The organism is Fibrobacter sp. UWR3, assembly GCF_900143055.1.
Taxonomy (GTDB): domain Bacteria; phylum Fibrobacterota; class Fibrobacteria; order Fibrobacterales; family Fibrobacteraceae; genus Fibrobacter.
The window spans coordinates 39,976-55,109 of the sequence record NZ_FRCW01000013.1; the positions used below are offsets into that span (position 1 = coordinate 39,976).

General features: G+C 56.9%; 12 protein-coding genes. 5 read left to right on the forward strand and 7 right to left on the reverse strand.

Going from position 1 to position 15,134, the window contains the following annotated elements:
* Positions 1-52: 52 nt before the first annotated feature.
* Entirely contained in the window at positions 53-985 is a 933-nt protein-coding gene (locus BUA44_RS13950; RefSeq protein WP_072813311.1) for a magnesium transporter CorA family protein, read from the forward strand.
* A 103-nt stretch (positions 986-1,088) separates the two neighbouring features.
* On the opposite strand, the gene BUA44_RS13955 is transcribed toward BUA44_RS13950, so the two are convergent.
* From BUA44_RS13955 to BUA44_RS13980, 6 genes are all read right to left on the reverse strand, one after another.
* On the reverse strand, positions 1,089-2,093 hold the full coding sequence (locus BUA44_RS13955) for a polyprenyl synthetase family protein (protein WP_072813312.1): 1,005 nt from the start codon (positions 2,091-2,093) through the stop codon (positions 1,089-1,091).
* 4 nt (positions 2,094-2,097) lie between these two features.
* Entirely contained in the window at positions 2,098-4,038 is a 1,941-nt protein-coding gene (gene gyrB, locus BUA44_RS13960; protein WP_072813271.1) for a DNA topoisomerase (ATP-hydrolyzing) subunit B, read from the reverse strand.
* Positions 4,039-4,083: 45 nt separating this feature from the next.
* A complete protein-coding gene (locus BUA44_RS13965; RefSeq protein WP_072813272.1) occupies positions 4,084-4,404 on the reverse strand; it encodes a DciA family protein in 321 nt (106 codons plus the stop codon).
* A 5-nt stretch (positions 4,405-4,409) separates the two neighbouring features.
* The gene (locus BUA44_RS13970; protein WP_072813273.1) at positions 4,410-5,192 is read right to left on the reverse strand and encodes an MlaE family ABC transporter permease; all 783 of its coding nucleotides are present in this window, start codon (positions 5,190-5,192) and stop codon (positions 4,410-4,412) included.
* Positions 5,193-5,199: 7 nt separating this feature from the next.
* Positions 5,200-6,987: a S41 family peptidase gene (locus tag BUA44_RS13975; protein WP_072813274.1), complete on the reverse strand. Its 1,788-nt coding sequence runs from the start codon at positions 6,985-6,987 to the stop codon at positions 5,200-5,202.
* 103 nt (positions 6,988-7,090) lie between these two features.
* The gene (locus tag BUA44_RS13980; protein ID WP_072813275.1) at positions 7,091-7,954 is read right to left on the reverse strand and encodes a sigma-70 family RNA polymerase sigma factor; all 864 of its coding nucleotides are present in this window, start codon (positions 7,952-7,954) and stop codon (positions 7,091-7,093) included.
* Positions 7,955-8,145: 191 nt separating this feature from the next.
* Here BUA44_RS13980 and BUA44_RS13985 point away from each other — a divergent pair, with 191 nt between their 5' ends.
* The 4 genes from BUA44_RS13985 to BUA44_RS14000 all read left to right on the forward strand — a co-directional run bounded on the left by BUA44_RS13985 (position 8,146) and on the right by BUA44_RS14000 (position 14,244).
* A complete protein-coding gene (locus tag BUA44_RS13985; RefSeq protein ID WP_072813276.1) occupies positions 8,146-9,348 on the forward strand; it encodes a sensor histidine kinase in 1,203 nt (400 codons plus the stop codon).
* 212 nt (positions 9,349-9,560) lie between these two features.
* A complete protein-coding gene (locus tag BUA44_RS13990; RefSeq protein WP_072813277.1) occupies positions 9,561-10,829 on the forward strand; it encodes a hypothetical protein in 1,269 nt (422 codons plus the stop codon).
* Between the two features lies 1 nt (position 10,830).
* Positions 10,831-13,353 carry a hypothetical protein gene (locus tag BUA44_RS13995; protein ID WP_072813278.1) on the forward strand — a complete coding sequence of 841 codons (2,523 nt, stop codon included), beginning with the start codon at positions 10,831-10,833 and terminating at the stop codon, positions 13,351-13,353.
* A gap of 90 nt (positions 13,354-13,443) precedes the next feature.
* On the forward strand, positions 13,444-14,244 hold the full coding sequence (locus BUA44_RS14000) for a hypothetical protein (protein ID WP_143152019.1): 801 nt from the start codon (positions 13,444-13,446) through the stop codon (positions 14,242-14,244).
* 68 nt (positions 14,245-14,312) lie between these two features.
* On the opposite strand, the gene BUA44_RS14005 is transcribed toward BUA44_RS14000, so the two are convergent.
* Positions 14,313-15,068: an acyl-[acyl-carrier-protein] thioesterase gene (locus tag BUA44_RS14005; protein WP_072813280.1), complete on the reverse strand. Its 756-nt coding sequence runs from the start codon at positions 15,066-15,068 to the stop codon at positions 14,313-14,315.
* Between the last annotated feature and the right edge of the window lie 66 nt (positions 15,069-15,134).

Consider the following 15,134-nt stretch of genomic DNA (forward strand, 5'->3'; position numbering starts at 1 on the left):
GGTTTCCGCGAGTTTTTTCTATATTGGCGTGCGTTCGATCAAAGGGGGCGGTATGCTCAAGTATTACAAAATCGAATCGGGCCGCATTGTTGGCGCCCCGAACGAAGATGCGGCTGACATCGTCATCATGGGCTCCCTCAGCCAGGAACAGCGCAGCGTCCTGGTCAAGGAATACGAGATAACCGAGCATACCATCGCCTCCGCATTCGACTCCGACGAGCTTTCCCGTATCGAGTACGACGACGACTTCACGACCATCGTGTTCAAGAAGCCGAAGAACTATTCCGCCGAGGACAACTTTCAGTTCCGCGTGGAATCCTTCGGCATATTCATCTTCAAGGACTGGGTGCTGCTCCTTACCGACAGCGACATCCCCGTGATGGACGAACGCCGCTTCTCGAAAATCGACAGCCTCAACACGTTCGTGCTCCGCGTACTGAGTTTCGCGATATCTCACTTTAACGAACACCTGCGCATTATCAACCGCATCAACGACGATTTGGAACTGCGCCTCAACACCTCGATGGAAAACAAGTACCTGCTCAGCATGTTCAGCCTGAACAAGGGCTTGATTTACTACGTGAGCGCACTCAACAGCAACGACACGCTCCTGAAGAAACTCCAGATGGGCAGGAGCCTCAACTGGACCGAAGCCGAACGTGAGCTGCTCGAAGATATCCAGATTGAGAACGGCCAGAGCCTGCAGCAGGCAAACATCTACGCAAACATCTTGACATCCATGATGGATGCGCGCGCAAGCGTCATCAACAACAACGTGAACCAGCTGATGAAGAACTTGACCATCGTGACGATCTCGATATCGCTCCCGACGTTCTTCGCTAGTTTGTTCGGAATGAACGTGAAGTTGCCCTTCGGCATGAACGGCGACGCGCTCACCGGCTCGGGCATAGCCTTCTGGGGCATCATCGCCGTCTGTATCCTTTCTGTGATTGTGTTCCTCGCCTTCTGGATGCGCAGAAAATAATGTGAAATGTGGAATGTGTAATGTGAAATGAACAATCTCTCATTTCACACTTCACATCAAGCGCGCCTTATCTACAATGTTTCACTAATTGCGCCGCAGGCGCTTAGTTCCCGCGGTCGCTCATGCTCGAAAACATGGCGACAATCTCGTCGGTAAAGTTGTTCTTCGGGAACTTGTCCGCAATCTGCAACGCCTGCTCCAGGTGTTCCTGGGCTTCGGCCTTCGCCTTCTCGAAACTCTTCTTCGCGTTCAGGCATGCAATTATCTCGCCCGCGACATCGTCTGTCGCGACACGCTTGATAAGCGATTCCATCTCGGCACGTTCTTCCGCACTGCAGTCCTCGAAGTAGTACAGCAGCGGGAGCGTTATGAGCCCGTTGGAGAGGTCGGTGAACTTCGCCTTGTCCAGGTTCTTCGAGCCGAACCCGTAATCGAGCAGGTCGTCGATAATCTGGAACGCAAGCCCGAAGTGCGCGCCCATCCTGGCACAGTCATCCACGAGCGGCTTGTCGAAACCCGCCATGATGCCGCCGATGCGTGCCGCAGCCTCGATGAGCGCGGCAGTCTTGCGGTCAATAATCTCGTTGTACATCCCGCGCGAAAGCGTCATCTCGCCACAGTGGTCGAGTTCCATGATTTCGCCCACGATAAGCTTGTCGGCAGCATCGGAGATGATTACCGGAATGTTCCTCGCCTCTTCGTCAATCACGCAGCGCATGGACTGCGAAAGCACGTAGTCGCCCACCAGCACGGCAATCTGCGTACCCCATTCCTTGTGGGCGGTAATCTGCCCGCGGCGGAGTTCCGTACCGTCAATGATATCGTCGTGTACGAGGCTTGCAAGGTGCAGGAGTTCCACGCTCGCGCAGGCATGGGCCACGCGGGCCTTGTCGGGCGCATTTGCCCCGCAGTTCGCGATAAGGCACAGGAGCGTCGAGCGTATGCGCTTGCCCTTGCGGCCAAACAGCGAAACCAGCCTATCAGATATACCCGCGGGGGCGTTCTCGGCCACCTGCATAATCACCTGTTCGGTCATGGCGAGCTGGTCCTTCACCAGTTCGCGGGCCTGGCCCAGCACTACCTGAAAATCGGCTTTCGACGGGCTCATCTCGCTAGACATCCAGGTCGTTCAACACCTTGTAGGCGTTGCTTTCGATGAACTTGCGGCGCGGTTCCACGTCTTCGCCCATGAGCATGCTGAAAATCTGGTCGGCGAGCACGGCATCTTCCACGTAGCACTGCTTGAGGAAGCGGCTCTTCGGGTCCATGGTCGTGTCGTTCAGCTGCTCGGCAGACATTTCGCCAAGGCCCTTGAATCGCGTGATGGTCACGTTCTTCTTGTCCTCGACTTCGGCCATCGCCTTGTCCTTCTCGTTCTCGTCGAACAGGTAGCGGTCCTTCGTGCCCACCTTCAGTTTGAACAGCGGGGGCATTGCAAGGAATATGTGGCCTGCATCGATAAGCGGGCGCATGTAGCGGAAGAAGAACGTGAGGAGGAGCGTCTGGATGTGAGAGCCGTCCACATCGGCATCGGTCATGATGATAATCTTGTCGTAGCGGAGCTTTTCAATCTTGAACTCCGTACCGATACCCGTACCGATGGCGTTCACCAGGTTCTGGATTTCCTCGGTATCGAGCACGCGGTGGAGGCTTGCCTTTTCCACGTTCAGAATCTTACCGCGCAGCGGGAGAATAGCCTGGAATTCGCGGTTGCGTCCGCTCTTCGCGGAACCGCCTGCAGAGTCACCCTCGACAATAAACAGTTCGCATTCCTTCGGGTCGCGGCTACTGCAGTCCGCGAGCTTGCCGGGAAGGCCGCCGCTTTCAAGAACGTTCTTGCGGCGTGCGAGATTGCGTGCACGGTGCGCCGCCTCGCGGGCCAGAGCCGCGTTGTACACCTTGTCGAGAATCACCTTGATGGCGGCCGGGTTCTCCTGGAAGAATTCCTCGAGCTTTGCGCCGAACGCGCTATTCACGTAGCTTGCAATTTCGGAGTTGCCGAGCTTGCGCTTGGTCTGGCCTTCGAACTGCGGCTGCGAAACCTTGATGGCGATAACCGCAGTAAGGCCTTCGCGAATGTCGTCGCTCGTAATCTGCGCATCCTTCTTGCCCTTGGGCATCTCCGCCGCGAACTTGTTGATGACGCGGGTAAGTGCCGTCTTGAAGCCCGTAACGTGCGTACCGCCGTCGTAGGTGTTCACGTTGTTCACGAAGCTGAAGAAGTTTTCCTGGTAGCCGTCGTTGTACCACATGGCGACTTCGAGCGGGTACTGGCCATCAGGGAGCACCAGGTGGATAGGCTCGTTAAAGAGCGGAGTGCGGTGTTCGTCCACGTAGCGCACGAACTCGGAAACGCCACCCGGGTAGCAGAACGTCTCGGAGCGTTGGTTCTCGGAGTCGCGCTCGTCGGTAAGCGTGAGCCTGAGCCCGCTCATGAGGAACGCAAGTTCGCGGAAGCGCGTAGCCAGCGTGTCGTACACGTAGACGGTCTCGGTAAAAATCGTATCGTCGGGGTAGAACTCGACACTCGTGCCGGTCGTGCCGTCGCTCTCGCCGATATCCACCTGCGGGCCGCAGGGAATACCCTTCGAGAATTCCTGGCGCACCACGCGGCCGTTGCGACGCACCGTCACGATAAGCTTGTTCGAAAGTGCGTTCACGCAGCTCACGCCCACGCCGTGCAGGCCGGCAGAAACCTTGTAAGAATTGCTGTCGAACTTGCCGCCCGCATGGAGCTTGGTCATCACCACCTCGATGGTGCCCACGTGTTCCTTCGGGTGAATGTCGGTCGGGATGCCGCGCCCGTTATCGGTCACGCGGATGCCGTTACCCGGCAAAATGGAAATTTCAATGTGGTTGCAGAATCCGGCCAGAGCCTCGTCCACGGAGTTGTCGACGACTTCCCATACCAGATGGTGAAGCCCGCGGATGTCGGTCGAGCCGATGTACATGGCGGGGCGGACACGTACCGCCTCCAAGCCCTCAAGAACGGTAATGCTCGAACCGCTGTAATCTTCCTCGGCCTTCTTCAATTCTTCAGATTCTTCTGCCATATTTCCTCTAAAAACATTTCACAGGAGCGAGCCTCGGGAGCCGGTTCAAACGAAGCGAATCGCCTTAACCACAGGCTTTCCGAGCAGCGCATTGCACCTGTCAATAATAGCATTTTTTTGCATGAAAAGTTCGCTTTTCCAGGCCGCAGAAGCCGCTTTCAGCACAAGCGTATGCTTGTCCAATTTCACGGGTTGCACGTGCGCGCAAACAGCCTTCCCGACCACTTCCTCAAAGCGGTCCGAAAGGGTCTTGAAGTCCATACTTTCGGAGACATGCGCCTTGTCGAGAACCTTCGCAATGAGCACGCTGATATCGACAGCGCCCTCTCCCGTCACACCCTTTTTTCTACGGACAAACGGTGGCATTTGACCTACACGAGCAACAGCTTAGAAAGCGTGAAACCGCCGATGAGGATGCTTGTCATGCCGGCCACCACGGTGGCCTTGGTGCTCTTGCCCACGCCCTCGGCACCGCTATGGGTGAAGAACCCGAAAAAGCATGCGTAGCTTGCAATAAAGTAGCCGTAGAGTGTAGCCTTGATAAGGCCCACGACAAGGTCCCAGTTGTGGTAGAACATGCGCACGCCGTAAAAGAACACCGACCACGAGACTTCCTTGTACAGGTGGGCCACCTCGTAGCCGCCGGCGATGCCGATAAAGATGCTTATCACGGTAAGCGTCGGGAGCATGATGACCGTCGCGATAAGGCGCGGCGCAAGCAGGAACTTGTAGGGGCTCAGGCCCAATACTTTATACGCATCGAGCTGTTCGGTCACCGCCATCGTGCCGAGTTCCGAACACATGGAGGCGCCAATGCGGCCAGCAAGCACCATCGCGGTAAGGATGGGGCAGAGTTCCACCATCACGGACTTGCCCACGGCCATGCCCACGAACATCATCGGGATCATGTCACCGAACTGGTAGGCAAGCTGCCACGACATGATGGCGCCCGTAGCCATCGACGCAGCAAACACCACGGGCAAGCTCGTGACGCCCACGCGATGCATCTGCTCCACGGTCGTATGGAAGTTCGTGAACGCGCCGGGAATGTTCTTGAACAGTTCCCACACGAACTTGAAGTAATTCAGCACGGTCCGCAGGAACCTACGAACAAACCTACCGAGCGCTTCCGCTATGCCGTTCAGCAATCCCACCTAAGGCCTACTTCTTCTTCTGCTTGGGCTTGTCGGCGGGGCGCTTGCCCGGGCCCGAAATGGTCTTCTTGTAGAGGCCCGTATCGGAGAGGTACTTGATGGCTTCCTTCAGCTGCTCGTCGCGCTTGAGCGAGAACGCCGTGCTCACGGAGTCGTTCACCATCGCGGTCAAGAGTTCACGCTTGATGCCGTCCTTGATGTAGTCCTTGTTCTCGTCGAACTGCGCGTCGCGCTTTGCCTCGAGGGCCTTGCGCATGTCGGCAAGCCTGTTCGCAAGCGTCGTATCCGTCACGGTCTTAGAGCTGTCGCCCATGTAGTTCTGCTCATGCACGATGCTCTTCTCGAGCTGGTCCACGCCCACGAGAGCATTGCTCTTCACCTTCACGAAGTTCGTGTCCTTCATGCAGAATTCCTTGAACTGCGTGTACAGGGAATCGGGCACCACCCAGTTCGCGTCAATCTTCACGTTGGCGGCATCGAGCGAGGGGCGCACCTTCACGGCGAACTTGAAGTACATCGCCATGCGTTCCTGCACCTGCACCACCCAGGGCATCGGGGAAAGTTCCACGTCAACGTCGGGCGTAATGCCGCCACCGCCGAACATCATGCGGCCGTTGTTCGTGTAGAACGTGTCACGCACCACGGAATCCTTCTTCACGGTATCGGCGGCTGCGCCCTCCTCTTCTTCGGAGGCGGCCTCCTCTTCTTGCAGCTTGAGGCCCTTGATGCCGTTTTCGGGCTTGTTGATGCAGCGGCCGAAGGGCAGGTAGTAGAATGCGGTAGTGAGCTTGAGGGCGTTGCCCTGGTTGTCGAGCGGGAAAATCGTCTGCACGGAGCCCTTGCCGAAGCTCGTCTTGCCGACCACGAGGGCGCGGTCCCAGTCCTGCAATGCGCCCGAGACGATTTCGGCGGCACTCGCGGAACCCTGGTTCACGAGCACGGCCATCGGCACGTCGGCGCCAAGGATGCCGTCACGGCGGGCACGGCTTTCGGTCCGCTGGGTGCGGCCGAGCGTCGATACAATCACGTTCCCCTGCTTGAGGAACAGTTCGCTAATCTCGATAGCCTGGTTCAGGAGTCCGCCCGGGTTGTAGCGCATGTCGAGGATAAGCTTCTTCATGCCCTGCTTCTTGAGCCCGCGGATGGCGTTCTCCACGTCGCTCCTGGTCTTGTCGCTGAAGGTGGCGAGCTTGATGTAGCCGATATCCTTCGAGACCATCCCGAAGTAAGGCACGGCGTGCACCACGATTTCGGCACGCGTAATCGTGAACTCCATCAGGTCGGCAACGCCTTCGCGCTCGATGGAAACGGTAACATCGGTCCCGATCTTGCCGCGCAGCTTGCTCACGGCATCGTCGAGCGAAAGGCCCTTCGTGTCCTTGCCGTCAATCTTCCTGATTCGGTCGCCCGCACGGATACCGAGCCTGAACGCCGGAGTGCCGGAAAGCGGGGAAATAACCGTGAGGATATTGTCACGCAGGCTAATCGTAATGCCCACGCCGCCGAACTTGCCCTCCATCGAGACCTTGAGGCCCTCGTAGTCCTTCGGGGTAAACACCGTCGTGTGCGGGTCGAGGATATCGCGGATGCCGTTCAGGGCGGCATCGGTCAGTTCCGTGGGGTTCACATCCTCCACGTACTTGCGGTTCACTTCAGAGAGCACCTTGTTGAGGCGGGAAACTTCATCGTAAAAATCCCCGGGAGGGGTCTTGGTATCGCCCGCGGCAAACGAGAGCGACATCGCCGACAGGGCGACCATAAAGGAATTGCGGAAAAACTTCATATTAAAATCCATATAGCGAAAAGATACAATTTCACGGCGGGCGCGAGGGCTCAAAAACGGAAAAAACCGGCCCAAACAGGCCGGTTTCAAAAAAAAGGAGAGAGAGAATGAAAAATCAGGCGGCTTCAGTCAAGATTCGGTGAATCTGGTCGTTCTTGAGCTTAGCCAAAGCGGATTCCTTGAGCTGGCGGACGCGTTCCTTGGAGAACCCGACCATCGGGGCGACTTCCTTCAGGTTGAGGTCGGCGTCCATCGAAAGCCCAAAGTAGAGCTTGACGACGTCCAGTTCCTGCTCGCTGAGATTGTCGCGGAGCACCTTCTCGAAGATGTCCTTGCGCTCGTTATCGCAGGCAACGTTGTCCGTCGCGGGAGTATCGGATGCGAGAGTATCGCCAAGGGTCATTTCGCCGGATTCGCCCACGGGAGCATCGAGCGAAGAGGCACGGTTGTCCATCATGAGCACCTTCTCGATGGCGTCGCCCTTGTACTTGGAAACCCCGGCAAGGCTTTCGGTATCGAGAACGTAGGTACCGCCCACCACCTGGCGGAACTTGCCCCCCTTCTTGTTGAAGCGGCGGAGCACGAGTTCCTTCTCGGCGCTGATGCGGACCATACGGCCCTTCTCGGCAATGGCGCGGGTGATGTTCTGGCGGACCCACCACACGGCATAGCTGATGAACTTGATTTTCTGGTTCTGGTCAAAGCGACGTGCAGCCTCCATGAGGCCCATGTTGCCCTCGCTGATGAGCTCGCACACGTCGAGCCCCTGACCCTTGTACAGATTGGCGATGTTCACCACGAAGCGGAGGTTCGACTTCACGAGCAAATCCATCGCTTCACGGCTTCCCTGCCTGATCTTCTTCAGCAGAAGCGTTTCCTGTTCCCGAGAGAGAAGCGGGTACTTGGAAATATCGTTCAGGTACTGGAAGTAGACATCCCTTTCATTCGAGCGAGCGGTTGTGTAAGCGTTGTTAGTCATGATGAACCTCGTTGTTCGTGTCCTATCTCTTTACATCTTCAAATTTACCTCCGATTCCTCTTTACTGTGTCATTATCGGGAAAGCCCTTCGCAAAAGTTAAATCGGCTTTCTGTCGTTTTTTTCTGCATTTTCGTCATGAAATTGTCACAGAGGGGGTGCAAAAAGCCCAAATTTGACTTAATTTTACCTTATGACCGTAAAAAAGACGAAAAAAGCCGTTACAAAGTTCTTCGAAACCAAGCGAGAAACGTTCGAGGAAATCCAGGAAGCCAGTTTCCAGCGCAGCGAAAAACTCCTCGTCGACGTGCTGAAGGAAAAGGTAGGGACCATCAACTACCCGTTCCCGCCTTTCGTGCCCATAGCCCTCGCCTGGATATTCATTATCCTGTTCCCGCTCGCGTTCATCCTGGACCCGTCATTCACCACCTCGCTCGACATGAGCTCCCGGAAGATTATCGGGTTCTACCTCCCGCTGCTCGCGACGGCCCTCATCTTCTTCATCAACCAAAAAGCCCTCGTACGCAGCTGCATCTTCAAGAAGCACTATGTTCGTTACTTTATCTATAACAGTTTCCTGCTTATCGCCCTGCTCCTGTTGCGCGAGGTGGCGCTATTCCTGACCGACCGTTCTGCAGGCGAAGGCATCGCGGAGTTCTTCTCGACATACTGCTTCTCCACCATCAAGGGGCACTTTAGCATCCGCACCGTCATCTCGTTCGCATTGATGGTTTCGTTTGTCTGCGTCACGAGCGTTTTCTACAACATCATCTTACGCCAGACACTCAAGGCGTTCTTGCAGCGCGAAAAGAAGAACGTGGAACTGCAGTACGAACTGGACTTCCTCAAGAACCAGCTGAGTCCGCACTTCCTCTTCAACACGCTGAACAACATATCGGCGCTCATCACCATCGACCCGAAACGTGCCGAAGAATCGATGGCGAAACTCTCGAAACTCCTGCGCGTGATGCTCTACCAGACAAGCGACGCGACCATAACCATCAAGGAAGACATCGACATCTTGCAGAAATATGCGGAACTCGAAAAACTCAGGCTCGACGAAAGCTACGACCTGAAATTCAACATAAATCTCGAAGACGAAAACTTCCAGATTGCACCGCTTATCGCCATGCCGCTTGTGGAAAACGCCATCAAGCACAGCGTAAACCCGGACGGCAAGAGTTTCGCACACATTTCGATTACCCAGACGGGGAACAAGATTACCTTCGAGACGGAGAACTCCAACTACCCGCGGAAGGCGAAATCGAACGCGGGCGGGCTCGGGCTCGCGACCTTCAAGAAGCGCCTTGACCTGCTCTACACCTTGCGATACACCTACGAAACGGGTGTTGAAGGCGACATCTACAGAGCAAAACTCGAGATAATCACCGATTAATCATTCTAGCCACGCGATTAATCGCAAATTACGACATTTTTTCTAAAAAAATTTTTGAAAGACTCCTTTACAGGAGTTTTTTGTTTATGTAGTTTTTTTGACCCAACAATGAGGCACGGCGGATTAACGCGAATAGGAAACGTTTCTGCCGGGGCTTAGGCTGTGGCCCTCGGGCCATTTACTTTATATACATCGACGATGGGAGCTATCCTATGAAGAATAGGACTCTGAAGGGCATTGCTATCGCAGGGCTGTGTATGGCTATCTGCGGGCATGCCGAAAACTGCAAGGAAACCGTACTCTACGACGGCTCCGGTGCAAACGGGCGGATGGAAGAAACCGGCCGCACGTTCCCCGAGGCGCCCGAATGGAACGCGAACTGGGGAAACCTCGACAACATGAACCCGCCCTACATCAGGCTTTCGGGCCAGAAGGGCGCGAAGGCCGATTGGACGGGAAACCTCGTGTTCGACAAGCTGCCGCTCCGCCTGAACGGCGGTTCGCTCAAGATTACGGCACGCGCGACGCAGAACGTGAAATTCGGAATCTGGCTTACCGGAAATTCCGGGAGCGGAAACGTCGCGTTCTACAACCTGCAGGCAAACAGCACGAAGGCAATCGAGGTGCCCGTGGCAAGCCTGCTCGGCGCGGGCGACGTTACCGCAAGCAAGGTGGGCATCGGGCTGTTCGGTGTACCCGCATACCAGTACACCACGCTGTTTATCGACAACGTAAAATTCACCTGCGCTGCGGGTAATGCGGGGAGCGGCTCCGGCGCCACCTCGGCGGATACCGACGGCGAAAACACCCCCTACTACTTCCGCGACGTGGTGCCGAATTCGCCCGCACGCGAATTCAGCGGTGACCCGCTGGCCGCCCCCGCAGGCGCGTACACCGCGGGCGAACGCAGCGCCCTCCGGCAAAAAACGCAAAGCCTGTTCGTACTCGGCGAGCAGGAACACCGCCAGATTGTGCGCTTCCAGGAATCGAAGGCGCTTACCGCAAAGCAGTCCCGCGACGGCTGGTACAACAGCATGTTCCTCGTGGAGCGCAACCGCCTGAAGGACAGCGTAATCGCAAGCCCCAAGAACCTCTTCCTCGAAGCAGGCGAAATCGCAGCCGCCAGCGGGAACAGGAGCATCCCGCTGCTCGTTGCCGACCTGGATTATGCCATCAAGTACTTTACCGACTCGACCCTCGTGAACTACAGGCTCCAGGATTACCACCTGCTGCTCGCCGGCCTCCCCGTTACCGAAGTGCGCTCGTCGAAGGTAAAGGTTGCCTACGACCCGTTCTTCACGGCAACTACCCGCAACACGCTCCCGAGCGTCGAGATTTGCGCCGCGGGCAAGTGCAACGCGGTACAGCCCGGCAGCGAAACCGAAATCGAATTCGCCACGGCGGGCATGCAAGAAATCACGGTAAAGATGCGTTCCGGAAACCTGAACGTAAACCAGACTCTCAAACTGGAGGTAAAGTAACATGAACAAGCTCTACCGCATCGCATCTGCAATCGCCTTCGCGCTTGCCTCCGCAGGCACCGCCAGCGCAACGCACACGGATTTTCACTTCTTTGAAAAGGCCTCCGGCAATTGCATTTCGAAGTCGCCCTCGCCCGTATTCTCGAAGTGCTACGATTCCGCTGGCGAGAAGGTTTCCACCAACACGGTCCCGATGGTGCGCTTCCGCGTCATCGACCCGGTCGTCGACGAGTCGGCCCGCTTCAAGATTGCGCTCAGCCGCCCGTTCTTCATTATCGACGGCATCCACCTGAGTACCGACGAGGCACGCACCCTCGACCAGCTGCACGAAGAGACCGAGGCGTTCGGCATTCCGGGAATCCTCACTGCACTCGGCTACACGCCCGTACTGGTTCAGTTCCAGGAGACGGTGCGCGCGCCGCTCCAGACGAACGCGACCTTCCTCGCCGACCTCTTCGGCTACCTGAACAGCAACGCGAACATTCCCTTCTTGAACAAGACCGAGGACGGATTCATCGTGCTCGGGATTAGCCAGGGCGGAATCCTCGGGCGCTACGCTTCGTACCTGTACGATTCCAGGCGCAAGCCGGGCGATGCACCCGTGCGCCTGTACGCCTCGCTCGATTCGCCCCACCAGGGTGCGGTAATGCCCCGCGGGCTCATCTCCACGCTCGACTTCTGGGCGAACAAGGCGGCCGTGCCTGCGGCAGAGGCGTTCAACGACCTCATTACCTCGCCGGGCGCGCGCGACCTGCTGCTCTACGATACCGAAGCGGGCAACGGCACCTACGAGGTAAAGACGAGCACGGACAGGTTCCTGTTCGGCGAATACCGCAAGGCGGCAAACTACAAGGGGTTCCCCGCGGTACTCATCGCGCAGGGGCAAATGAAGGGCAAGTCGCCCGAGCACGCAAAAACGTACTACAGCCTCAACAGGGCCGCAAAGAGGGGCAGCGAGCCCTGGGGCAGGGCAGAAAGCCGCATGATGGCCAGCACCTCCGAAAGCGAGGAATTCTCGCACAATCACGTGTACAAATTCCTTGACCAGAACAAGACGGCAGGCCCGAAGGGAACCGCGAGCCACGACTTTATCCAGGGCAGCACCTACCCCTTCGCGCGCACCATCTACAAGGCGCTCCGCGAAGGCATGCTGGATGCCATTCCCGACGACATGAAATTCACCATAGGCATATCCAACATCGGGTATACCATCGAGTTCGACAACGTGTGGGATGCCGACACGCTCTACCAGGCGAGCAGCACGTTTATCCCGACGGCGAGCGCCATCGACCTGCAATGCGACGGCGACCTTGCCATCCGCAGCGACTGCGCGTTCAGCAAGTCGCATGAAGGTTTCCCGTTCGAGGCGCCCGGAGCACAGTCCACCGCCGGTTCCGTGTACGCGGTAGATGCAAGCCACCCGCGGTTTGGCGAGCCCATCAGCGGGCGCCATATTGAGCCGCCGGTAAATTCGGACGGCAAGATTGACAGCACCGTGCTCAAGGGAATGCAGACCGACGTGTGGCGCCTGCTCTGCGAGGTGGCAAAACTCGACTACGACACCACGCAAAAGCAGTTCCGCAACGCGAAACTCACCGGAATCTTCTCGCCCGCTACAAGCTGCATGGACAATTCCAAGATGCCCGAGATTATCGCGAACGGTGGAATTCTGCAGACAAAGCGGTTCGGCTACATGCGATACGACTACAACGCCGATGCCACCGAGAGCGACGAGGAAGTACAGTTCCGGCTCCCCTCCGGCTGGCAGCGGGTAATGACCATCGACAATGCGAAGGACGTACCCGAGGGGGCGATCTTCGAGGTCGAAATCAGGGTGAATAACCCGAAGAGCAACTGGATGAAGGCGGAACTTTTGCTGACACCGAACAAGAGCGGCGGTGGACAGGTGCAACTCGACGAACTGAATGTAAAGCAGGACGGCAACTTCCACGCGATTCGCTGGCAGATGCCTACCGCAAAGGGCGCGATGGCAAAGTACCGCTGGTTTCGCCTGGTGCTCAACAGCAACGGGGGCGATGTTACCCTCAGGAACGCAAGGCTGATTACCTCGGCCAGGGTGTTTGGCGAAAAGCCTGCGGCAATCAGGGGCGCCGACATGTTCCCGGCAATCTACCCGCTCGTGAACTGGAACGAATCTACCGGCATCGAGACCGGCAAGGTCCTGAACGTCGACGCAACGACATTTACCTTCAAGGAACGCTACGCAGGCATCCATCTTGATTTCGGTGGAACGTTCTCGTTTGACAACTACAAGGAACTGAGCGTCGAGTACCTGGGCGGCACCTGCCAGAACAGCGAGGTCTATTTCGGTACAAATTCGCACGGAAAGGCGAATCTTGGTAACAACTCGGTGCAAAATGCGTTTGTTACCAAAGTTTTACCCCTACCTGAAATCGTCAACACGCGCGTTACCGCAGGTAACGGCTATTCCGCGTCGCGCTTGACCTTGCAAGCCCTGAGGGCGAACGAGACCTGCGTCATCCGCGCCATAAAACTGCAATAAGCGGCTATTGACGAGTAACATCAAATAAGATAACTTTCAGAAAACACATACATACAGCGCCGGGGGCGACCCCGGCCAAGGGATGTTACAATGAGAACAAACAAGACATTCATGCTTGCGGCAAGCAAACTCGCGGCAGGTATCGCCGCCGCCTTCGCGCTGACCGGGTGCATTCCGCCCCAGATGCAGTCGATGGGGGCAGCGCCGCTCCCCGCATACCACCAGCCGAAATCCACTCCGGATGGCGAAAAGCAGATTACCCTTTCTGCCGACGCCTACGGGACCTTCGCGGCTTCCGGATTCAACGTGGAGCAGGTGAACGCGGGCGGCGGAGCGCTCAGCTTCGAGTTCCACCCCGCGGGGGCGATTTCCCCGCTGTTCGTGAACGCGAGCGTCGCGGGAATCGCGGGCACGCTCCAGTTCGGGTGCAACGACGTTCCCTGCAACTTTGACGGCTACAACGCCTGGCTCGATTCCAAGGACGGCGACGAGGACTATACGTTCTGGAACCTGCAGGAACGCATTGTCGCGGGTGCAGAATTCAACCTCGGGAACCACCTGTTCCTGGGAGCCGCGGGCGGTATCCAGTTCTACCAGGGCGGAGGCGATTACGAAAGCAAGCGCGAACGCCTGGAAGACGCAAGGCTCGTGGAAAACCTGGACGAGAGGGCCGACTGGAGGCCCACCGCTTCCCTGTGGTTCGGCCCGCGCCTCGGTGAAAGCGCAGGCTCGCTCGCCATCGAGTACGGCGTCACCTTCGCGGACAAGGTGAAGGAATGGAACACGACGCTCGGAATCTCGTATTTCCACCCGAGCGGATTCCACGGCACCGTCTACACGAACACCAACACCTCCTTCGCGGTATCGCTCGGGAAGTCGTTCCAGTTCTAGAATCACTCCTACAAAACAAAAAAACTGCATGGTTTGTACCGTGCAGTTTTTTCATATCATCAAGTCAATTACTTCATCTTGATTTTCATCTCGAAGACCTGGCGGCCTTCATCGTCCTCAATCTTCATGTAGGTCGCACCCATCTTGTCGGCACGGAAAATGCGCACTTCCTGACCCTCGTGCGTCTCTCCCATAAAGTGCACCTCGAGCATCGAAGGAATGCAGAGTTCCAGATCTTCCGAAGAGAACACGTTCAGCGCGAGCTTTACGTACTCGATGTTGTTCATGTGGTGCGACATGTCGATATGCTGGGGCAGCACCTTCTGGCGGTAAACCTCCACGTATTCCGCGGGTTCCACCGGGAACTTCGTGAACTTGTTGTCCATGAACGGCTCCGGGGCGCCTTCCGTCGGGAAACCGACCGCAGAAAGTTTCACGGGGCGGTGGCGCTGCAAATCCAGGCAGCACGCTTCCTGCACGGCGAGGATAATCGGTTCGCCTTCCAGCGTGGTAATGGCCGTATTCTCGTATGTGCGGATAGGCGCGTTATCGGCGGGGAACGACGTGGTAACCACCTTGTCGCGCCAGAACGGGCGCTGGAAGAACTTGAATTTCGCCTTGTAGATAACCCAGTAGGCGCCCTTCTCGTGAACACAGAAGTTATCCTGCCTGATGGCGCCGAAATTCTCGGTGAAGTTGTCCTGCACCATGAGCACCGTCTGCGCGATGCCCATCTTGCCCGAGACGTCGATGTATGCCGACGTGATAGTGCGCTGTTTCTGGAAAACCAGCGGATTCTTTGCAAGTGCGTAAATATCAATCATATCTTGAATATATAAAATAAAGCCCGAGCGCAACGGCACGCGGGCTTACTTTACGTGACCTTGGAC